We start from the raw sequence: 21,351 nt of genomic DNA on the forward strand, positions 1-21,351 counted from the left end.
TGCAGGCACCAGCTCGAAGGATGGCGCTACCCGATGACCGTGAAATCCAATTCCTCGGTGAAAGAACGCCCATGCACGTCGGTGGCAGTCACCGTGGCCGTGTGCGCCCCGACGGAGAGATCATCTGGCAGTTCTAAGCGCCACAAGTGGCTGGTCTTCTCGGCGAAGCCGCCGCCATGGACGAATTGCTCGGCGATGGCCGCCGGATCCGAGTACTCGGCGCCTGACAGCGGGCGTTCGCCGGCCATTTTCTGCGTCCGCTCGGCCGCAACCGGGTCCTGGCCGTCGATGGAGACCTCGACAGCGGAGCCGGTGCTGCCCATCCAGAAGTTCGTGGTCAGCCAGGTGTCCTCGGCCAGTCCCTGCCGGCTCACCGCCAACGGGTCATCCAGGGCCGGAACCGTGCCGCGCTCCTTTTCCAGATTCTCCTCGTACCACTGCCGGTACGCCGGGGTGTTCAAGCCCAGGGACATCTGCTTGCTGGCATCCCCGCCGGTCACGGTGAAGCGCTCGGTGATCTTGGTGTTCTTGATGTCCAAGGTGAGCACTCCCGGAGGGGTCCCGTCGCGCTGGATGGAAGTCGGGTAGCCGTTCTCGATAACCCGTCCGTCATACCACTGCCCGGAAATGGCCGGGACAGTCAAGTGCGTGAACGGCAGGCCTGCCTCGCCGACCTCGTCGCGCCAGCCATCCATCAGGTCCCCGGCGCGCAGGTTCTCTGACATGTGGGTGTGCCCGCCCAGGGAAACGACCTCGCGTCCTTCCAGCAATTCGTAGATCTCCCGGACCAGCTTGGTGGAATGCTCGTCGCTGTAGAAGAACTCCAGCAGGGGGCTGTGCCCGGCCAGGACGATGGCCTTGTTCTCGGGTACCTCGGCCAGGTCCGCGCGCAGCCACTGCAGCTGGCGCTTGCCCAGATCGTAGGTGTAGTCGCTCTTCTTGGCCGGAACCGCAGTCGGGTAATCGATGGTGCTCAGGGCGATGACGTGAGTCTTGCCCGTGTCGTAGGAGTAGTACTCCGGACCGAACTGGGCGCGGAAGGAATCGTACTCGTGCTGCCCGTCCAGCGAGTCGTAGTCGATGTCGTGGTTGCCCGGCAGGAACCGGGCCGGACCGTTGAGCATGGAGGACAGTTCTCGGGTCTGGTGGAAGAAGGTCAGGTCATCGCCCACGAGGTCGCCGATGAACAAGGCGCCGCAGCCGGTGTAGTCGGTGCGGGCCGCCAGATCGGCGAAAGCGCCTTCCCTGGCGTACTCGACTTCCTGCTGGGTATAGGTCTGCACATCCGCACCGATGACGCAGCTCTGCTCGGGCGATTGCGTGGCGCTGCTGGCCACCAGCGGGAAGTTGACTGCCTCGGGCAGCGGCCCGGTCGGGGCGATGCCGTCGTACTTCAGGTCCGGGGAGCCTTCAGGCAGGTGGGTGTAGAAGAATTGGGCGACGTTGTCGTCGTCGACCGGAACCTGGAAGCCCCGGGGCTGGGTGACGAACGCGGTCATGTTGTTGTAGGCCGGAAGTTCGTAGCGTCCCTGCCCATCGGTGGCCACGACGTCGCGGCCGTTGGAAACCGTGACGTTCGGTAGGCCAGGCTCGTTGGCATCCTGCGTGGAGTTCTTGTTGCGATCCTCGAAGACCACTCCGTCGAGCGTCTCTTGCGCGGTGCCGCTGCGGCCAGTTCCTGCCGGGATCACCTCGACTGACCCGCGGTAGGCCGAGGAGCTCCAGTCCGCGGCGGACTTGGCGGCAGGCACTGCCTCGAGTTCCGGGGTGGCGCCGATGAATGCGGTGGAAGCTGCAATGGCAACTAGGCTTCCGGCGGTGAGATGCAGTGGGGTGAGATGATTGGTTTTGCCGGGTCGAGCGAAGATTTTCACGAACGTTCCTCCGGGTGGGGACAATCTGCCGGCCCCTTGGCCGGCCGTCTTCCACGGTGCCAATGGCAGGTGAATTGCAACCCCTGCTCAGGTAATGTCTAATAATCGATCCCGTAAATAGTTATCGACTGTCTTGGCGGGATTTACTGTTTTCGAACCAGTGAAATGAAGTGGCGCAGATGGAACTAGTGCAGGCGCTCATGGCAGGCGCGCGCGGGCGCAGGATGCTGTGGGAGTTCGCCACTGCCAGCGAAGAGGAGCTGCTACCGGCGTTCGGGGAGCATCCGCTGCATGCGGCGATGTTCTACGCCGCGTATCACGTAGCGGTAGAACGCGGCGAAAGCGTTGGCCTGTTTGGCGCGGATGAATCCAGCATGCCCGAAACCAGTGTCCAGCAGATCGCCCGGCGCCTGGACGGCACCACTTTGGTTCCGGCCACCGCAGCGCTGCTGCAGCAAGCGCTGGTCCGCTCGGTCGACAGTGCCCGCTATTGGCAGGAACCGGATGGGGAAGACACCCTGCTGGCGTTGCCGGAACTGGCCGCGCCGCTTGAGCGCGTGGCCCGGCACCTGGCGGACAGCGGGCTCGCGGCCTGGTGGCTGGATACCGTGGATCTGCGCAACCAATTCCAGGTCGAATTCGACCAGCATGACCCGCAGGGCAGGACGCAGGCTCCCGGCAGCAATGCCCCGGGCATACTGCAGGAGTGGAGGGCTGGCATCCTGGCGACCGAAGCCCGCGATGCCGCCGAAATGAGCAGCACCCCGCTGGGCAGCTTCGGCGGGGAATGGTGGTCCAAGCCCAGCAGCCGCCTGCCCTCCACTACCGGTGTGTTCCCAGACCGGGAGCCAGTGGGCCTGAGTTGCGTGGAAGACGGTTTCGGATGGGAGCAAGCCAGCGTCAGGTTCACGAGCGTGCCTCCCGCAGCCAAGGTGCTGGAGATCGCCACGGCCGAGGACTGGATCCGGCTCTGCCGCGAGCACGGCATCGAGGTCACCGCGCACAAGCGCCACGACTGGTACCTGGCCACCGGGCGCGACGGCGCATGGAAGACCCCCGACTGGCTGGCCGTGGCGCGCGATTACGACGGGGTGCATCTGGGCATCGGCGCCTATCTGGCGCTCGCCGGGCAATGCCTCGACATCGATGATAAATACGCCAGCGTGATCGCCGGGTGGGACCCGGACCAGACGTTCTGGTTCACCGATGAGCTGCGGTGCTACGGGCCTGCACAGGAATGGATCTGCCTGGACGCCAACAACGAGGATGCACGCTGGGTGCCTTCCGGCGATGGCCCAAGTTCATGAGCCGTCACGGGCGCAGTAGCCAGCCCGGGTTTCTGGTGCAATGGGTTCCATGAGCGAAACGACAAACGATGAACTGGCCGCGGCTACCGAAGTCATCTTGCAGCTGCGCTGGTCGGACCAGGACGCCCTGGGCCATGTGAACAATGCGCGCATCGTGACCCTGATGGAAGAAGCCCGCATCCGCTGGACGCGCGAGGCCGGGACAACAGGCCGTTTCGAATTCGGCACCGTGGTGGCATCCATCCAGATCGACTACCTGCGCCCGCTGTACTACCAGCCCGAGATGCTCATCCGCATGGGCATCAGCCGGCTGGGCAACAAGTCCTTCACCGTGCGGGGCATCGGCTACCAGGACGGGCAGCCGGTATTCGACTCGACCACGGTCATGGTGCCGCTGGCAGCCGATGGCGTCTCGTCACGCCCGCTCAACGAGCTGGAGCGCAGCTGGCTCGGCAAATCGCTGATCCCAGCACGCAGCTAGGCTTCGGGTGCCGGTCCCTGGCCGTTGAGCAGCGCGGCCAGATCGCGCAGCTTCGCTTCGGAGTCCGAGCCCGGGTCGGTGGTGTAGATGAACAGGGTCTGGTCTGGTGCCCCGGTCACGTCCAAGGCCTCGTAGTTGACCTCCAGATAGCCCACCTGGGGATGGTTGAACCGCTTGATCCCGTCCCGCCGCTCGACCACCCGGTGATCGGCCCACCAGGTGCGGAATTCTTCGCTGTTCATGGACAGCTCTCCGACCAGCTGCGCGAGCAGCGGATCATGCGGATGGCGCCCGGCATCCAGGCGCAAGGTGCCGACCATCGAGGCGGCGATCTGCTCCCAGTCGGCGTAGCGCTGCCTGGCTTCGGGATCCAGAAAGGCCCAGCGGATCAGGCTGCGGTGGCGCACCGGCTTGGCGAGGAAGTCGGTGACCAGGCTGGCGGCCAGCGCATTCATGCACAGCACCTCGGTACGCCGTCCGCGGATGAAGGCCGGATGCCCGGTGAAGGAATCCAGCAGCTGATGCAATGAGGGGCGTACCCGCTGGATGCTGCTCGACGGGATGTTGCGCCCGGAACCGGAGACCGAGCGGGCCAGATTGAACAAATGCCCGGCCGCCGTCTCATCTAGTTCCAGGGCCTTGGCCAACGCGCCGAGCACGGATTCGGAAGGGCGCTTGTGCCGGCCCTGTTCCAGCCGGGTGTAGTAGTCGGTGCTCACGCCGGCCAGGACCGCAACCTCTTCGCGGCGCAGGCCAGGCACGCGTCGCCGGGGACCGCCATCGCCTGCCGGGCTGATCAGGGCCCGCCGTGCCTTGAGGAATTCGCCGAGCTCGGTATTGGAATTCATCCCTGCATTCCTTTCATCCGCGGGCCGCATCGCCCCGGTCTTATCCTAGCCCTGCGTGCAGTGGCAGCTAGCAGCCCGAACTATCCTAGGACTGCCATACCCCGGATCAATGCGCCACGTCCCACGGCCCCTGGAGCCGTGCAATGGTGGTGGACTATTAATGCCACTGCCACCATCGCCCAGGAGCGCACATGCCCAAACCCGCCGATAACCTGCCCACCCGCGAATCGGCTCCAGCAGCTGCGCGAGCACCACGCGAACCGCTGCTGGAGCGGGCCGCGCAACGGCCTGCCGGAATCCGCGACCTGCTGCGCGACGTGGGCGGGGTATATGCCAGCAATGGCGTGATCGGGCTGGTGTTCTCCGCCTCGGGCCCCATCGCGGTCACCCTTGCGGTGGGTGCCGCTGGCGGGCTGTCCCAGGCCGAGATGGCTTCCTGGGTCTGCGGGATCTTCCTCTCCGCCGGGTTGGCGACCATCGTGATGTCCCTGCTCTACCGCCAGCCGCTGGGATTCGCCTGGTCCATCCCCGGCACGGTGCTGCTGGGCCCTTCGCTGCAGCACCTGTCCTTCCCCGAAGTGGTCGGGGCGTTCTTCGTCTCCGGGGTACTGGTCCTGGCCTTGGGCGCTACCGGGGTGGTGCGCCGGATCATGGCGGCCATACCCATGCCGATTGTGATGGCCATGGTGGCCGCGGTTTTCTTGCGCTTCGGCACCGACATCGTCTCGTCCACCCAAGCCAACCCGGTGGTGGCCGGCCCCATGGTGCTGGTCTTCGTCCTGCTCGCTGCGGTGCCGGCGCTGGGCAGAAGAATTCCCCCGGTGCTGGGCACGCTGATCGCCGGGGTCATCGCGGTGGCCGCCAGCGGCCAGTTCGCGTTGGACGCAGCTGGCGGGCCCGTGCTGGCCACCCCGGTGTTCACCGCTCCGGAATTCAGCTGGGCTGCGCAGCTGGAACTGGTAGTGCCGTTGGCCATCACCGTGCTGATTGTGCAGAACGGCCAGGGTGTCGCGGTGCTGCGCTCTGCCGGGCACCGTCCCCCGGTCAATGCCTTTGCGCTGGCCTCGGGCGGGTTCTCGATCCTGAACGCATGCTTCGGTGCGGTGTCCGCCTGCGTCACCGGGCCAACCAACGCGTTGCTCACATCATCTGGCGAAAAGCACCGCCAGTACACCGCAGCGGTGGTCTATGGCCTCCTGTCCCTGCTCTTCGCCCTGTTCGCTCCAACGCTGACGCGCTTCATGCTGGCCACCCCAGAGGCTTTCGTGCTGGCCTTGGGAGGCATCGCCATGCTCAAGGCCCTGCAGCAGGCCTTTGTGACGGCCTTCGCCACCAAATTCACCCTGGGCGCCCTCGTGACGTTCGTGGTAACCATTTCCGGCCTGGACCTGTTCAACATCCATGCCGCCTTCTGGGGCATCCTCATCGGATATGGCGCCTCCCGGCTCATGGAACGCACGGACCATTCGACCGCTTCCCGGCACTAGCGGCAACGGCCCGCACCCTGGCCAGCTGGCAGTTCGTGCCGAGCCTGCGAGCTGGCCTAAGCTGGCGGTAGCTTACATCGATCTTTTCGGACAGGACGGGCATGGCCACGGGCAGCATGTATCGGGTGGGAATACTGGGCCACGGGGCGATCGGCTCCGTGGTGGCGGAGCAACTGGCAGCCGGGACGGTGCACGGTGCCCAGCTCGAAGGGGTGATCCTGCGCCGTCCGCAAACCGGGCTGGAGCATGAGCAGCTGAGCTGGGAGTCGGCCCTGGAGCGCTGCGACCTGGTGGTCGAATGCGCGGGCCAGCAAGCCCTGCGCGAGAATGCGGTGCGCATCCTGGCCTGTGGGGTTGACCTGCTGGCCAGTTCCATGGGAGCGCTGGCTGACCCGGAGTTCGCCGCGCAAGTGCAGGCCGCCGGACCTGGACGCTTTTCCAGCACTGCCGGGGCCATCGGCGGATTGGACCTGCTGGGCGCGGCTGCCCGGATGGGCGGCATCGACCAGGTGCTGGTGACGACGCGCAAGCTGCCGGCCACCTTGGTGCAGCCGTGGATGGATGCGCAGCGGCGCGGTGAATTGGAGCAGGCCGCCGGACCGGTAGAGGTATTTCGCGGTCCAGCCGCGGCAGCGGCCCAGGACTTCCCGAAGTCATTGAATGTGGCCGCGGCGGTGGCGTTGGCTGTGGGGGATTGGGATGCGGTGACAGCCAGATTGATCGCCGACCCGGAGGCAGGCCTGACCGAGCACCGAGTCGAGGCGCGCGGCCCAGCCGGCGAGTACAGCTTCTCGATCAAGAACCACCCCTCGCCACGCAACCCGCGCACCAGCGGCATCGTCCCGTGGGCTCTGCTGCACTCGATCCGGCAAGCCGCGGCGGCGCGCCGCTAGCGGCGCGGTGCCACCGCTAGTGGCCTTCGGCTGCCGCGTACTCCTCCAGCACCTTCTTGCCGACCTTGAACGCCACGTTCGCCGCCGGAACGGAACAGTAGATGGCGCACTGCAAGAAGACTTCCTTGATTTCTTCGGGAGCCATGCCATTGCGCAGGGCCGCGTGCACATGCATTTCCAGTTCTTCCCAGTAGCCGCCGGCGATCATTGCGGTCAGCGTGATGGCGCTGCGGGTAGTGCGCGGCAGGCCGTCGCGGGTCCAGATGGTGCCCCATGCGTAGCGGGTGATCATTTCCTGGAATTCGTCGGTGAACTCATTCGAGTTCCTGGTGGAACGCTCAACGTGCTCGTTGCCCAGCACCTGGCGGCGTACCTCCATGCCAGCATCATAGGTATCGCCGGGAAGGCGCGGTGAATCAGCCATTTCTGCAAGTCCTCGCTTCTAGTTGGCCAGCAAGAACTCGGCCAGCAAGGCCGCGGTCTCTTCGGGTGCTTCGGCCGGGGCCAGGTGGGCGGCCGAATCGATGACCGCCATGGTTCCGCGGGGTGCATTTTCGGCGATGAACTCCGCGTCTGCCGGAGGGCACACCTGGTCCTGTGCGCCGTTGATGGCAATGATCGGGTCGCTGGTTGAAGCCAGCTGCCCGCGCACGTCGAATCCTGCCAAGGCGCCGCAGGCGTGGGCGTAGGCGAAGCGGTCAGCGTTCTGCAGGCTGTGCAGCAGCTCGGTGCTGATCACCGGCTCCTTCTCGATGAATCCCGGTGCGAACCAGCGCTCGGCAGAACCGGCGACCATGGTCGGGGTGCCGGCCTTGGCGACCAGCTCGGCACGGTCGGTCCACCCGTCGGGGGTGCCGATCTTCGCCGCAGAGCAGATGGAGGACAACGCGTCGAAGAAGCCGGCGTGGTCCACGGCCAGCTGCAGGGCGGTGGCCCCGCCGACCGACACTCCGGCGTAGTACAGCTTGCTGCCCTCGGAGATGACGCCGTCGGCACGCAGCGCCTCGACGGCCTTGGTGACGCCGGTAGCCAGTTCGGCCAGCGAGAAGGCTTCGGTGGACGGCTTGCTTTCGCCGTGCCCCGGCAGGTCCCAGGCGATGACCTGGAACTTGTCCTTGAGGTAAGGCAAGGCCGGAGCCCACAGCGGCAGGGCCGCAGTGCCCAGCGAGGGGCCGACGATGAGGGTGGGAAGTGCCTTGTCGGTGTGCAGCAAGGAGGGGGTTAGTTGCGGGACTGCCATGATTCCTTCCGTGCCGAGTAATCGGCGAGTACGGTTTCGGTGAAGCGATCCGCGGCACCGAGGTAGCCAGCTGGATCAAATAATTCGTAGAGGTCCTGGTCGTTCAAGTCATGCACGGAGATTTCCAGGCGCAGCAGATCGCGCAGGGAAATGCCCTCGTCGAGGCTGCGGCGCACCAATGCCTGGATGGCCGGTTTTCCGCCGACCACCAGATCAGCCAGGGCGGCAGCGAGTCGTTCGGAGAGCACGGCATCTCCGCCCAGGGCGAGGTTCCGCTCGATGGCAGCGCGATCCACTCCCAGGCCGTTGGCCAGGAACGAAGCGTGGAATGCCGCCCCTGATGCCAGCCGGGCCAGTTCGCGCAGGGCACTCCATTCGGCGTGCCAGCCGCCATCGGGGCGTTCATCCACCGCGGTGCCGGCAGCAGTGAACAGGGTGGACAGCAATCCGGGGGCGCTGAATGCCGCATTGCGCAGCAGTACCGAGCGCACCGGGTTCTGCTTCTGCGGCATGGCCGAGGAGCCGCCCTTGCCGGCCTCGCGAGGTTCGGACAGCTCGCCGATTTCCGGACGGGAGGCGGTGAGCACATCAGCGCCCAGGGTCCCCAGCGCGGCAATGGCCGCACCCAGTGCGGAGCCAAGCTGGAGAATCGGCATGCGGTTGGTGTGCCAGGGCGTTCCCGGATCCTCCAGGCCCAGCAGGGCCGCCAGATCCGAGGACAGCGACTGGCTTGTGGCCGTTGTCTCCGGCTGGCCGGAGAGCAGCTGCTCCAGGGAGGCGAGCGTGCCCACCGCACCGCCCCATTGCAAGCGCAGCTGCCGCGCCGCGGCATCCAGCTGCTGCTCGGCATCCAGCACGGCCGAGAGCCAGCTGGCCGCTTTCCAGCCCAAGGTGGTGGGCAGCGCATGCTGGGTCAGCGAGCGGGCAATGCACACGGTCCCGCGGTGGGCCTGCGCCAGGGCAGCCAACCCGCCAGCGGTGCTGCGCAGATCTGCCAGCGTGAGCGTGAGCGTCTTGGACAGGACCAGCATCAGCGCTGTGTCGATGATGTCCTGGCTGGTGGCACCGCGGTGCAACGCGGTGCCCGCAGTTGCCGCGGCCCCGTCGTGCTTGAGCAGGTCGCGCATCATGCCCAGCAGCGGGATGAGCGCATTGGCCCCATCCGGTGTCCGGGAGGCCAGCAAGGCCAGGTCGTAGCGGTCCACGCTGGCCACCTCGCGCACGGCCTGCGCATCCTGGACGCTGCACAGGCCGGCATCCGCCTGGACCTGCACCCATCCGGCTTCGGCATCCAGCATGGCTTGGACGAAAGACGCATCGCTGGCCAAGGCCGCGGCCGCAGTTCCTGCCCAGGCGGGGGCCAGCACGCCGTAGTCTGCGCCATCCATTCGGTGCCTCGATTCTTAGCTGTTGAGCGTATAAGCCGTCTATCTAGAACTGTAGTGCCCGGCAACGGGCAACACCCCGCCGGGCGCTCCAACGCCCGTAACAGTGCGGGCGCTGGGGCAATCCAGCGGGGTGTCGCGGTGGCAACTAGCTCTCGCGCGGGTAGGAGAGGAACACCGTTTCGTTCTCGCCTTGCAGGCGGATATCGAAGCGCAGCGAGCCGTCGTCTTCGCGAGCAGCAATCAGCGTTGCGCGTTCTGCTTCGCCCAGCGATGACAGCAACGGGTCTCTAGCCAGCGCTTCGGTGTCCTCCGGCAGGTAGATGCGGGTGAACAGGCGATTGAGCAGGCCGCGGGCGAAAACCGCGAGCATGATGAACGGGGCCTTGCCCTCTTCGGTAGCGCCCGGGTTCACGGTGGTGAAGGTGTAGTGCCCGACGTTATCCACCGCCACGCGCCCCCATCCGGTGAAGGTGTAGCCGTCGCGAACCAGCGAGCCATCGCGGGAAACGACATTGCCGTTCTCGTCGGCCTGCCAGATTTCCAGCAGGGCGTCCGGAATGGCCTCGCCGTTGCCGTCATAGACCATCCCGTGCAGGCGCACCGAGCGGGGATGGGCCTGGCTGGCCAGCTCATTGCCCTTCTCATAGGGCAACGCGTAGCCGTAGAACGGGCCGATGGTCTGCCCCGGTGTGGGGGCCAGCTTCAGTTCTGGTGCCTGAGCCATGCTAGTGGTCTCCCTCTTCATCTTCCATCCAGGTGCGGTTGGCGCCGGTGAGTACGATGTCCCAGTTGTAGCCGGTAGCCCATTCATGGGTCGTCAGCGAATGGTCGTAGCTGGCGACCAGGCGGTCGCGCGCTTCCTTGTCGGTGATCGCCTGGTAGATCGGGTCGAGGCTGAACAGCGGGTCGCCCGGGAAGTACATCTGGGTGATCATGCGCTGGGTGAAGTCGGTGCCGAACAGCGAGAAATGGATGTGCGCCGGGCGCCAGGCGTTGTGGTGGTTCTTCCACGGGTAGGGTGCCGGCTTGATGGTGGTGAAGGAGTATTCGCCGTTCGGGCCGGTGATGGCGCGTCCCACGCCGGTGAAGTTCGGATCGATCGGGGCCGGATGCTGGTCGCGCTTGTGGATGTAGCGTCCGGCGGCATTGGCCTGCCAGATTTCCACCAGCTGCCCGGCCACCGGGCGGCCGTCGCCATCGAGCACGCGGCCGGCGACCACGATGCGCTCGCCGATCGGCTCGCCGTTGTGCTGGATCGTCAGATCCGATTCCAGCGCGTGCACGTCGCGCTGGCCGAAGGCCGGGGAGTGCAGCTCAATGGTTTCCGGGTCCACGTGGCGCAGGTTCTTGGTCGGGTGGCGCAGCAGCGAGGAACGGTAGGGCGCGAAGTCGATGCGCGGCTGGGTCTCGGCTTTCTTGCCCTCGACCACCGACTGGCGGTAGGCCGCATGGATATCGGCGATTTCCTGGCTGATGGATTCTTGCGAGAGCGTCGTGGCTGCGGGGTCCAGCACGGGGGAATCGCTGAACGACTCGTTAGCTGTGGTTTCGGTGCTCACTGCGTGCTCCTTTCGAAGGGGGCGTACGGGCGTGGTGGAGGAAATGCTTGGGAAGGGCGAAGGCTAAGCGTGGGGCCAGCCGGTGTAGGACTCGGCCAGGTACTGCTGGCCGAAGCGCGAGGAGGTGACCGTTTCCAGTTCGCCCAGGGCGCGCTTGGCCATGAAAGGGTCCCCGCCTACCGGGGTGTGCAGCATGGAGGTCATCCAGTAGGAGAAGTTCTGCGCCTTCCAGACCCGCTTCAACGCCAGGTCCGAATAGCCGTCCAGCAGCCGTTCGCTGCCGGTGGAGAAGAAGGAATCCAGGGCCTCGAAGAGCACCTTCACATCGGCGAAGGCCAGGTTCAGGCCCTTGGCTCCGGTGGGCGGGACGGTGTGCCCGGCATCGCCGATCAGGAACATCCGCCCGTGGGAGAGGGGTTCGCGCACGAAGGAGCGGAAGCCCAGCACGGTCTTGTCGAAGATCTCGCCGGTTTTCAGCTGGAAATTATCCGGCCCGTCCACGCGCTTTTGCAGCTCGGCCCAGATGCGGTCGTCGCTCCAGGCATTCACGTCTTCGTTCGGGTCGCATTGGAAGTACATGCGTTGCACCGTTTCGCTGCGTTGGGAGATCAGCGCGAAGCCGTGCGGGGAGTTCGCGTAGACCAGTTCAGGCGCTGACTTCGGCGCCTCGGTGAGGATGCCGAACCAGGCGAAGGGGTAGGCGACCTTGAAATCCTTGCGCAGCGTTTCGGGCATCTGGCGGCGGGCGAAGGAGCGCGAGCCGTCGGCGCCGACGATCACATCGGCGTGCACCTCGAAGAGGTTGCCCTGCTCATCGGTGAAGCGGAACTTCGGGATGGAGGTCTCCATGTCCAGGATCTCGGTGACTTCGCAGGAGTACCGCACGTCGCCCTGGTCGCGCTGGCGCGCCGCGGCCAGGTCAACGAAGACCTCGTTCTGCGCGTACAGGGTGACGGTGGCGTCGACCAGATCGCGGAAGTCCAGCGGGTGGGATTCGCCGTTGAAGCGCAGGTCGATGCCGGCGTGCTCGTCGCCGTGGGTCAGGACCCGTCCATCCACGCCGGACTCGGTGAGCATCTTGACAGCCTGGGCTTCGAGGATGCCCGCGCGGTGGGTGTTGCGGATGGCCTCGTGATCGCGCATTTCCACGACGATGTTCTCGATGCCGGATGCGGCCAGCAGGTGGGAGAGCATGAGCCCTGCTGGACCGCCGCCGATGATGCCGACCTTGGTCTTGAGAATGCGCGGATTCTGAGCCATGGGACCTGCCTCGCTAGCGTCTGGACCAGAGCCGCGCTGCCGGCTGCGTTGCCGGACCGATGCATCTGGTCTAAGGAAGTAATAAGAACTTCCCTCATGATGCGGCGCATGTGATCGGGCAGACAGCCGGGTTCTCAATGAATGAGAAAAATGGGGTGCTACTCCGCGTCAGCCAGCGCTACCCGGGATAGCAGATCGCGCAGCTGCAGCCGCTCCTGCGGGGTTAGCGCTTCCAAGGTCTCGTCCTCGTTTTGCCTGGTGATCTTGCGCGCCTGCGCGTAGAGCTTCCGGCCGGCCGCGGTGGCTACTATCACCTTGGAGCGGCGGTCGCTGGGATCTGGAATTCGGGAGACTAGTCCACTGGTTTCCAGCCCGTCCACTAGTGGCACGATCTGGCTTGGATCGAGCGCGAGAAATTCAGCGAGATCGCGTTGGGTGGGGGTGATGTCGCTGCACGCCAAGGAAAGTACCGAGTAGGAACGCACCTTGAGGCCGAGTGGCTTCAGCGCATGGTTGGCCCGGGTCGAACCCAGGGAGCGCATGCGCGCCACTAGGAAGTTCAGCTCCTGAACGAGGTCGCATTTCATGAACAGTTCTTCCTTCGCTGATTTGGCGGTGATTTTGCTAGTCATCTCATTGTCCCCACTTTTCATGAAAAAATAAACCATTGACTTTCTCAAGGATTAAAGTTCTTATGTATGTAGTCAAGGTTCCCACTTTTCTTCCAAGTGGAGCAATTGAAACACCTCACCGAATTGGAGTTCTCATGTCCCTAGCAGGAAAAGTTGCCATCGTGACCGGAAGCGGACGCGGACTGGGCCTGAGCTATGCGCAAGAACTGGCGCGTCAGGGAGCCTCGGTGATTGTCAATGATGTCGATCCTGCGGCCGTGGATGCTGCGGTTGCTTCCATTACCGAAGCCGGTGGCACGGCGGCGGGAGTTGCGGCGGCGGTAGGTACGACCGAGGCCGCGAAGGTGCTGGTTGCCGGCGCTGTCGAGAACTTCGGTCGCCTGGATATTCTGGTCACCAATGCGGGTGTGCTGCGTGACAAGTCCCTGCTGAAGATGACCGACGAAGATTTTGATCTGGTGATCAACGTCCACTTGCGCGGCACTTTCACCTGCGTGCGTGAGGCCTACGGGTATTTCAAGGAAAACAATGTCTCCGGACGCATCATCGCAATTGGTTCGCCGACCGGCCAGCGCGGCAACTTCGGCCAGAGCAATTACGCGGCGGCAAAGGCCGGCATTGTCGGCATGGTGCGCACCTGGGCCCTGGAAATGAAACGAGCCGGGGTTACTGCCAACGCAGTGATCCCGGTGGCAGCCACCGAAATGACCAAAACCGTTCCATTCTTTGCAGCTGCCGTGGAAGCCGACGAGCGCGGCGAAGCGATGCCGGACTTCTTCCGCAAGGATCTGGGCTTTGGCACCGCAGATGATGTGGCCGGCCTGATCGCCTACCTGGCCTCGGACGCGGCTGCAGAGATCAACGGCCAGGCCATTGGAGTCGGCGGGGACCGCCTGCAGGTCTGGAGCCACCCTGAAGCTGTGGTCACCGAGCTGCACGACGGCGGATGGGACTATGAAACGCTGGCCAATGAATTCCCTGCGCGCTTCGGATCCCACCAGCAGTCCGTTGGGGAGAAGTTCCCGGAACTTCCGGAAGAACTGCGCCCGGAACCAGTCAAGTAGGGAACTGGGGGAATCATTATGACTTTGCGTTATGAACTGGGCATCGATTTCGCTTCGCTTGAAGCCATCGACATGCATGTGCACCTTGAAGTCGACGAATGCGGCCACAAGGCAATGCCGGAGGATCTTTTCGAAGCGTCGGCAGCGTATTTCAAATCATCGGAGCGTACACCCTCCATTGATCGCATTGCGCAGCTTTATCGCGAGTCGAACATGGCTGCCGTGGTGTTCACCGTTGATGCACGCACCGCGCTCGGGCATGATCCGAACTCCATTGAGGACTTGGTCCAGGGCTGCGCCCGAAATAATGACGTGCTTATTCCCTTTGGCTCGGTCGATCCCCGCCGAGGAGCGGAAGCCATCGGCGATGCGCAGTACCAGGCTGAACAGCTCGGAGTGCGCGGCTTCAAATTCCACCCCTCGCTCCAGGGATTCGATCCCAGCGATGAAGCGTTCTACCCGCTATGGGAAAAGCTCCAGGAGCTAGGCCTCCCATGCATTTTCCATACAGGGCAGAACGGCATGGGAGCAGGGCTGCCTGGCGGTCGGGGCATTAAGCTGCGTTACTCCAATCCGCTGCTGCTCGACGATGTGGCCGCGGACTTCCCGAACCTGGTCATCATCATGGCTCACCCCTCGGTTCCATGGCAGGATGAAGCGAACTCCATTGCCACGCACAAGGCCAATGTCTACATCGATTTATCCGGTTGGAGCCCCAAGTATTTCCCCAGCTCCTTGGTGAAGATGGGCAATAACGTGCTGTCGCGCAAGCTGTTGTTCGGCACGGACTTTCCCTTGATTACCCCGGAGAAGTGGCTGGGGGCCTTTGCAGAATTGGAGTTGAAGGACTCGGTGAGACCGGGAATCCTGAAGGGCAATGCACTGCGCGTGTTGGGGATAGAAGAATGATCCAACCGGCAGCAACTAGTGATTTCTATGGATTCAAGGACCTGCTCACCGACGCTGAGCGTGCGGCCCTGGACCGTTTGCGTTCCCTTTTGGCAGAACATGTGGGTCCGATAGTCGATGACTATTGGGAACGCGGAGAATTCCCGGAACAGATCGTGGCACCGCTGATCGATGCTGATCTGATGAACCCGGCCGAAGTGCTTGCCACGGGCCAGAAGCCTTCCGCGCTTTACTCGGGCTTCCGCAATTTCGAGCTGGGACGCATGGATGCCTCCGTAGCGACTTACTACAACGCGCAGTCCGGCCTATTCCGGACCACCGTCAACCTGGGTGGAAGTGCGGAGCAGGTAGCCGTGCTTGAGCCGCGGATCACATCTTTTGCCTGCAAGGGAGTGTTCGCCCTGACCGAGCCAGAACACGGTTCGGATATTGCCGGAGGGCTAGCCACCTCGGCCAAGCAGGAGCAACGCGATGGTGTGGCTGGCTGGGTGATCAATGGGCAGAAGCGCTGGATCGGGGGCGCGAGCCAAGCGGACGTGCTGGCAGTATTTGCCCGCGACGCAGCCGATTCGCAGATCAAATGCTTCTTGGTTCCAACGGACGCGCCGGGCATGGAAATCAGGAAAATTCCGGGAAAGACCAGCCTGCGCATTATGCAGAACGCCGACATCGAGCTGGGGAATGTCTGGGTGCCAGCCAGCGGGCGACTGGCCAAGATCAACTCCTTTGCCGACGTAGCGGCCTGCCTGCGCAACATGCGCTCAGACGTCGCCTGGATTGCCACAGGCGTTTGCTTCGGCGCGTACGAATCGGCTCGCGACTACGTTGCCAGCCGTAGCCAATTCGGCAAGCCGCTGGGTTCATTCCAGCTGATCCAGGAAAAGCTGGCGCATATGCTCTCCAACGCCACCGCGAGCCTGGCTTTGGTGGTGCGGCTGACCCAGCAGCAGGATGCGGGCATCTACCGCGATGAAAACTCGGCCATGGCCAAGATGTTCACCGCACGCATGCTACGCGAAACGGCAGCCCTCGCCCGAGAGGTCTGCGGCGGCAACGGCATCTTGCTGGAGAACAACGTAGCGCGCCACCATGCCGACGCCGAAGCGATCTACTCGTATGAAGGCACACACGAGATCAATTCACTGATTATCGGACGCGCGATTACCGGTGTCAGCGCATTCCGCTAAAGCGGCATTCGCGAACTCGAGCAACCAAAGAACCCATCTAGAGGAGAAATATCATGGCACCAACCGTTTTGGATTACGCAGACCTCGCCAGCGCCCAGGGCAAGGACCTGGGCTACAGCGAATACCGCGTGGTCACACAGGAACAAATCAACACCTTCGCTGACGCCACTGATGATCACCAGTGGATCCACACCGATCCGCAGAAGGCCAAGGAGGGCCCTTTCGGTGGCCCGATTGCCCACGGCTACCTTACCTTGAGCCTGCAGATTGCGTTCTGGACCGAGCTTTTCGATGTCACCGGCGTGAAGACCAAGGTGAACTACGGCCTGGAAAAAGTTCGATTCCCTTCGCCCGTACCGGTGGGTTCCAAGATCCGCATGAAGGCGGTTATCGCCGAGGTGGAAGAGGTCAAGGGCGGATACCAGATTGCAGTGGACCAGGTCATCGAAGTCGAAGGCGGCACGAAGCCGGCCGTGGTCTCCCGGGGCCTCTACCGCTTCTACGCCTAGGTAAAGAGCCAGCTGAGCTAGAGCCGCAACGGCAACGTACGACCTAATGAAAAGAGTGGCAGATGTTGAATAAGGGGTTTGGCAACTGGATTCACCGGCGTCGGATGAAATCCGCGCAGCAGGTTGCGGTGATTCATGCGGGAGTCGGCTTGAGCTACGCGCAGCTGGCAGAACGCATCGACAAGCTCAGCAGTGCCTTGGCGGCCAGCGGAGTCGCCCGCGGTAGCCGTGTAGCGTTTCTTGGCGCCAACCATGCTGCGTACCTGGAAACCATGTTCGCCGTTACCCAGCTTGGGGCGTTGTTCGTTCCGCTCAATGTGCGTCTGGCGCCGCGGGAACTGAACTTTGCGCTGCGCGATTCAGGCAGCGAGGTGCTGATCTATGTCGAGAACTTCGCCAGCGAAGCGCATGTATCCATCGAAGGCAGCCCGGTCAGTACCGCCTGGGAAGTCGCTTCGGTTCCGTGCGCGGACTCATCCTATGAACGGGCCCTTCAGGCAGGGCGCAGCGGTCACGACGATATCGCCGTCGAGTTAGAGGATCCAGCCATCATCCTCTATACGTCGGGCACTACCGGAACGCCGAAGGGCGCGGTGCTCACGCATGCCAACATGACGTGGAATTCCTACAATGTCATCGTTGACTACGATGTCACCAGCAGATCTGTTGTTTTGCTCATTGCACCGCTCTTCCATGTAGCGGCGCTGGGCATGGGCGCCTTGCCGATGCTGCTCAAGGGAGGAACAGTGGTCCTCCAGGAGCGTTTTGATCCCGCTGCCGTGCTGGATGCGGTGGAGCGCTACCAGGTCACCCAGCTCTCGGGCGTCCCAACGACCTTCCAATTGCTAGCCGAGCATGAAAAATGGGAGGAAACGGATTTGTCTTCATTGGAGATGCTCACCTGCGGAGGCTCCGCTGTGCCGCTACGTGTCCTTGAAGCCTATGAAGCGCGTGGGCTCGGATTCAGTGGCGGCTATGGCCTGACCGAAACTGCGCCCGGCGCCACCATGCTCCAGGCAATGTACTCCCGACTGAAAATGGGTTCGGCCGGCCTGCCCCATTTCTTCACCGACATTCGCATCGCGGACTCGCTGGGCAATGAGGTGCCAGCCGGCGAGGTTGGCGAGATCCTGATCAGCGGCCCCAACGTGATCAAGGAGTATTGGGGCCGTCCCGAGGCTACCTCAGGGGCGTTCCATGAATCTGGCTGGTTCCGTTCCGGGGATATCGGCCACGTGGATGAAGAAGGCTTCCTGTTCATCTCGGACAGGCTTAAGGACATGATCATTTCCGGCGGGGAGAACATCTATCCTGCCGAAGTCGAGCAAGCCATTATGGGACTACCTGAAATTGAATCAGTGGCAGTGATTGGCGTCCCTGACGAGAAGTGGGGCGAAGTCCCGCGTGCAGTCATTGTGCTGAAGTCCGGTAGCTCTCTGGGCGAAGAGGATGTTGTGACGTATCTCGACGGACGCTTGGCGCGCTACAAGATACCGCGCACCTCGGTCTTCCTGGATGAGTTGCCGCGCACCGCAAGCGGCAAGATACGCAAAGCCGACTTGCGCAAGCAGTTCAGCTGAGCGCTCCACGGCTTCGTGGCGGATTCCGTGGCCTCACGTTTGCATAAGTGCAAGATACCGCCCATACGCAGAGAATAAATCATCATAAAATCAACCATTGACATTCTCAATAGTTGGCTTAGTCTTGAATTGTGGTTCAAATCACACACTTTCTTCGACCCGCCACTCGGGGTTGCGGCAATGGCTTTCTAGGGGGAAATATGAAAAAGCGCTGGTCTACACTGCTTGCAGGCGCAGCGGTCCTGTCACTCGGCCTGGTGGGCTGTGGCGGAGGTTCGCTGTCCGGCTCGACAGAATCAGAGGGAAGCACATCCGCCGCCGCCGAGGATGGCTCGCTCACCAAAATCACCGTAGGCATTCTGCCAATCGCACCGTCGGTTGCAGTGCAGCAGGGTATCGACGCCGGGACCTTTGAAAAGCATGGCCTGGATGTAGAACTGAGCACTTCCAACGCCGGTGCCGCGATGCTCCCAGCGGTATCCACCGGAGAATTGGCCATTGCCGTGGGCAATCCGCTATCGGTGATGACCGCTGCGGACAAAGGCCTGGACATGAAGATCGTCACCGGCTATTCCGCTTCCAAGGCTGATGGGGAGGATGTCAATGGAGTAGTTGTGCGCAAGGACTCGGGCATCGGCGGCTGGGAAGATCTGGCTGGAAAAACCACATCGGTCAACGCGTTGCGTACCCAGGGCGACCTGACGATTATGGAATCCGCAGAAATGGCTGGAGCCAATCCGAAAGACCTGAAGTTCAGCGAAATGCCTTTCCCGGACATGGAGGCGCAGCTGGATCGCGGCAACGTTGACGCCGTCTGGCTTCCAGAGCCGTTCCTCTCGCGTGCTTTGGGCGATAAGGACAACGAACTGCTTGGCTATCCAAACCAAGAAGCAATTCCGGGGCTGCCAACCATGGTGACGTTCACCAGCGGCCAGTTCGCTGAAGAGAATCCGGAAGTCATTTCCAAGTGGAAGGCAGCTATGGCGGAAGTACTGCCGGCCTCCGATAGTGATCCGGATGCCGCCAGGGCCATGTTGCCAGACTTCATCAATATGGATGCCAAGGTAGCCGAAGGCTTGCTCATGGAAACCTGGGAAGCGGAAACCCCAATTGAGGAACTGGCAAAGCTCGGAGATCTGGCCGCCAAGTTCGAATTCCTGGAGAAGGCCCCAGACATGAACAACCTCATCGCCAAGTAATTCCACAACTTCACGCTATTGCTGCTGCGGTTCCAGATTCCGGACGCCGCAGCAGCAATGACACTCAATTGGGGGTAGTTGCCATGAAACACTCGCTCAAGCTCGCACTCGCTTCGCTATCAGTCCTCGCGCTTGCTGCCTGCAGCTCCGGTTCGCCTAGCGGCGGCTCGACCGGGGAAGATGCTGCAGGATCAGATGGCTCGCTGGAAAAAATCACCGTCGGGGTAATCCCCATCGTCGATACCGCACCAATCTGGCTGGGAGAATCCAAGGGCTTCTTCGCCGAAGAAGGCCTGGACTTGGAAATCGAAACCGCAACTGGCGGTTCGGCTATCGTCCCGGGCATCCAATCCGGGAGCTATGACTTCGCCTTCTCCAATCTGATCTCGGTAATGGTCGCCAACGACAAGGGACTGGACATGAAGTTCGTCGCCAATGGCATCTCCACCACAGGTGATGTGAAATCCGACGTCGGGTCCGTGCTGGTCAAAAATGATTCCAAGATTTCTTCGCCCAAGGACTTGGCCGGCAAGAAGGTCTCGGTCAATAACCTGTCGAACATCGGCGATACCACCATCAAGTCAATTGTCGAAGAAGACGGGGGAGACCCGGCAAGCATCGAGTTCGTCGAGGTTCCTTTCCCCGATGCTCCTGCTGCACTGGAAAACGGCATCGTCGATGCCGCCTGGATCCTGGAGCCGTTCCAGAGTTCGGCCTTGGACGCCGGAGCGAAAATGCTCTCTGCGAACTTCGCCGAATTCGATCCGGAGCTGGATGTTGCCGGCTACTTCACTTCTGCGCAGTACGCCCAGGAAAATCCCGAGGTGACCGAGAAGTTCACCAAGGCGATGGACAAGTCGCTTCAGTATGCGCAGGAGAACCCTGACGAGGTCCGCGAAGTTGTCGGAACCTACACCAAGATCAGCGAGGAGGTCCGCGCCGATATGGTGCTGCCGCGCTTCCGCCCTGACTTCAACCGCGAGGCCGTGCAAGAACTCGGCGATGCGGCACTGAGCTATGGCACCCTGTCCAAGCCAGTCGACCTGGAGAAGCTCCTGCCATGAGTGCCATCACTAGCACAGCGCCGGCTGAGGCGCGCCAAGCCAAGCGCAGGAAATCGGGCTCGAAATTCCCCAATGGCTTTTGGGGATTGATTGGCATCGTGACCTTCCTGGGGATCTGGGAACTGGTCCCGGCTCTTGGAATTGTCGAGGCGGCTTACCTGCCGCCCGCCTCCGAAGTGCTGATGACGCTGTTCGCTGATCTTGCCTTGACCGCCTTCTGGGTCGCGGTGGGGGAAACCATGCTGGCATGGTTCATCGGCCTGGCCGCAGCGGTGCTGCTGGCGCTGGTACTGGGCTTGGTAATCGGCATGTCGAGCTTCCTGCGTCGTGCGACCAACTCCACCATCGAGTTCCTGCGTCCAATTCCGTCGGTGGCATTGATCCCGCTCGCGGTGCTTTTGTTCGGCACGAAAATCGAATCCTCGCTGATGCTGATCATCTATGCCTGCTTCTGGCAGGTGTTGATCCAGGTGCTCTATGGAGTTGCAGACGTGGATAATGTGGCGATGCAGACCGCGAGATCCTATGGATTCTCCCAGATCCAGCGCATCCGCGACGTCATCTTCCCGACCATGCTCCCTTACCTGATGACTGGCATCCGGCTGGGCGCTGCCGTGGCACTGATCCTGGCGATTACTGCGGAACTGATCATCGGCGCACCGGGTCTGGGCAAGGAAATCCAGCTGGCGCAGTCAGGCGGCGCAATCGCCGGAATGTACGCGCTGATTGTTGCCACCGGCCTGCTGGGCGTGGCAATCAACCTGTGCATGCGCATCATCGAAAAGCGCGTGCTTTCCTGGCACGCCTCAGTCCGGGGAGAGAACGCCGCATGAAACTCCTGAAGTCGATTTCCTTCATTCTGGCATTGCC

Annotated in this window: 21 protein-coding genes; 12 read left to right on the forward strand and 9 right to left on the reverse strand. The window is 62.8% G+C overall.

Features of this window, described 5'->3' with window-relative positions; translation table 11 throughout:
• Nucleotides 1-26: 26 nt before the first annotated feature.
• The gene (locus tag ACIOTN_RS10395) at nt 27-1,874 is read right to left on the reverse strand and encodes a calcineurin-like phosphoesterase family protein (protein ID WP_105658577.1); all 1,848 of its coding nucleotides are present in this window, start codon (nt 1,872-1,874) and stop codon (nt 27-29) included.
• Nucleotides 1,875-2,053: 179 nt separating this feature from the next.
• Between ACIOTN_RS10395 and ACIOTN_RS10400 the strand changes: the two genes are divergently transcribed.
• The gene (locus ACIOTN_RS10400; protein ID WP_105658576.1) at nt 2,054-3,181 is read left to right on the forward strand and encodes a hypothetical protein; all 1,128 of its coding nucleotides are present in this window, start codon (nt 2,054-2,056) and stop codon (nt 3,179-3,181) included.
• A gap of 49 nt (nt 3,182-3,230) precedes the next feature.
• Nucleotides 3,231-3,662, forward strand: a complete 432-nt coding sequence (locus ACIOTN_RS10405) for an acyl-CoA thioesterase (RefSeq protein WP_402735308.1) — start codon at nt 3,231-3,233, stop codon at nt 3,660-3,662.
• On the opposite strand, the gene ACIOTN_RS10410 is transcribed toward ACIOTN_RS10405, so the two are convergent.
• Complete coding sequence (locus ACIOTN_RS10410; protein ID WP_402735309.1) at nt 3,659-4,510, reverse strand: helix-turn-helix transcriptional regulator; 852 nt, start codon at nt 4,508-4,510, stop codon at nt 3,659-3,661. The two genes, ACIOTN_RS10405 and ACIOTN_RS10410, sit on opposite strands and share 4 nt — an antisense overlap.
• Before the next feature lie 191 nt (nt 4,511-4,701).
• On the opposite strand from ACIOTN_RS10410, the gene ACIOTN_RS10415 reads away from it, so the two are divergent.
• Entirely contained in the window at nt 4,702-5,997 is a 1,296-nt protein-coding gene (locus tag ACIOTN_RS10415; RefSeq protein WP_105658573.1) for a benzoate/H(+) symporter BenE family transporter, read from the forward strand.
• Nucleotides 5,998-6,098: 101 nt separating this feature from the next.
• On the forward strand, nt 6,099-6,890 hold the full coding sequence (locus ACIOTN_RS10420; RefSeq protein WP_105658572.1) for an aspartate dehydrogenase domain-containing protein: 792 nt from the start codon (nt 6,099-6,101) through the stop codon (nt 6,888-6,890).
• Nucleotides 6,891-6,906: 16 nt separating this feature from the next.
• Here the strand turns inward: ACIOTN_RS10420 and pcaC are convergent, their stop codons facing one another.
• From pcaC to ACIOTN_RS10455, 7 genes are all read right to left on the reverse strand, one after another.
• Nucleotides 6,907-7,314, reverse strand: a complete 408-nt coding sequence (gene pcaC / locus ACIOTN_RS10425; protein WP_105658571.1) for a 4-carboxymuconolactone decarboxylase — start codon at nt 7,312-7,314, stop codon at nt 6,907-6,909.
• Nucleotides 7,315-7,332: 18 nt separating this feature from the next.
• A complete protein-coding gene (locus ACIOTN_RS10430) occupies nt 7,333-8,130 on the reverse strand; it encodes an alpha/beta fold hydrolase (protein WP_166650807.1) in 798 nt (265 codons plus the stop codon).
• Complete coding sequence (locus ACIOTN_RS10435; protein WP_332730997.1) at nt 8,112-9,518, reverse strand: lyase family protein; 1,407 nt, start codon at nt 9,516-9,518, stop codon at nt 8,112-8,114. The genes ACIOTN_RS10430 and ACIOTN_RS10435 overlap by 19 nt, the downstream gene beginning before the upstream one ends.
• A gap of 145 nt (nt 9,519-9,663) precedes the next feature.
• On the reverse strand, nt 9,664-10,242 hold the full coding sequence (pcaG, locus tag ACIOTN_RS10440; protein WP_105662437.1) for a protocatechuate 3,4-dioxygenase subunit alpha: 579 nt from the start codon (nt 10,240-10,242) through the stop codon (nt 9,664-9,666).
• Nucleotide 10,243: 1 nt separating this feature from the next.
• On the reverse strand, nt 10,244-11,077 hold the full coding sequence (pcaH, locus tag ACIOTN_RS10445) for a protocatechuate 3,4-dioxygenase subunit beta (RefSeq protein WP_105662438.1): 834 nt from the start codon (nt 11,075-11,077) through the stop codon (nt 10,244-10,246).
• A 63-nt stretch (nt 11,078-11,140) separates the two neighbouring features.
• Complete coding sequence (locus tag ACIOTN_RS10450; protein ID WP_402735310.1) at nt 11,141-12,337, reverse strand: 4-hydroxybenzoate 3-monooxygenase; 1,197 nt, start codon at nt 12,335-12,337, stop codon at nt 11,141-11,143.
• Nucleotides 12,338-12,495: 158 nt separating this feature from the next.
• Nucleotides 12,496-12,969, reverse strand: coding sequence for a MarR family winged helix-turn-helix transcriptional regulator (locus ACIOTN_RS10455; protein ID WP_105662440.1), 474 nt, complete (start codon nt 12,967-12,969; stop codon nt 12,496-12,498).
• Nucleotides 12,970-13,103: 134 nt separating this feature from the next.
• On the opposite strand from ACIOTN_RS10455, the gene ACIOTN_RS10460 reads away from it, so the two are divergent.
• The 8 genes from ACIOTN_RS10460 (at nt 13,104) to ACIOTN_RS10495 (ending at nt 21,314) form a co-directional block, all read left to right on the forward strand.
• Nucleotides 13,104-14,033, forward strand: coding sequence for an SDR family NAD(P)-dependent oxidoreductase (locus ACIOTN_RS10460; RefSeq protein WP_105662441.1), 930 nt, complete (start codon nt 13,104-13,106; stop codon nt 14,031-14,033).
• Between the two features lie 18 nt (nt 14,034-14,051).
• Nucleotides 14,052-14,942, forward strand: coding sequence for an amidohydrolase family protein (locus ACIOTN_RS10465; protein WP_402735311.1), 891 nt, complete (start codon nt 14,052-14,054; stop codon nt 14,940-14,942).
• Nucleotides 14,939-16,129 carry an acyl-CoA dehydrogenase family protein gene (locus tag ACIOTN_RS10470; protein ID WP_402735312.1) on the forward strand — a complete coding sequence of 397 codons (1,191 nt, stop codon included), beginning with the start codon at nt 14,939-14,941 and terminating at the stop codon, nt 16,127-16,129. The genes ACIOTN_RS10465 and ACIOTN_RS10470 overlap by 4 nt, the downstream gene beginning before the upstream one ends.
• Before the next feature lie 53 nt (nt 16,130-16,182).
• Nucleotides 16,183-16,638: a MaoC family dehydratase gene (locus tag ACIOTN_RS10475; protein ID WP_105662444.1), complete on the forward strand. Its 456-nt coding sequence runs from the start codon at nt 16,183-16,185 to the stop codon at nt 16,636-16,638.
• 62 nt (nt 16,639-16,700) lie between these two features.
• Nucleotides 16,701-18,218, forward strand: a complete 1,518-nt coding sequence (locus ACIOTN_RS10480; RefSeq protein WP_402735313.1) for a long-chain fatty acid--CoA ligase — start codon at nt 16,701-16,703, stop codon at nt 18,216-18,218.
• A gap of 200 nt (nt 18,219-18,418) precedes the next feature.
• The gene (locus ACIOTN_RS10485; RefSeq protein ID WP_105662446.1) at nt 18,419-19,417 is read left to right on the forward strand and encodes an ABC transporter substrate-binding protein; all 999 of its coding nucleotides are present in this window, start codon (nt 18,419-18,421) and stop codon (nt 19,415-19,417) included.
• 83 nt (nt 19,418-19,500) lie between these two features.
• Entirely contained in the window at nt 19,501-20,481 is a 981-nt protein-coding gene (locus tag ACIOTN_RS10490) for an ABC transporter substrate-binding protein (protein ID WP_402735314.1), read from the forward strand.
• Nucleotides 20,478-21,314 (forward strand): ABC transporter permease, encoded by an 837-nt coding sequence (locus ACIOTN_RS10495; RefSeq protein ID WP_105662448.1) that lies wholly within the window; start codon nt 20,478-20,480, stop codon nt 21,312-21,314. Before ACIOTN_RS10490 ends, ACIOTN_RS10495 begins: the two co-directional genes overlap by 4 nt.
• Nucleotides 21,315-21,351: the final 37 nt, after the last annotated feature.

This window comes from Glutamicibacter sp. NPDC087661, from assembly GCF_044743275.1.
Classification (GTDB): domain Bacteria; phylum Actinomycetota; class Actinomycetes; order Actinomycetales; family Micrococcaceae; genus Glutamicibacter.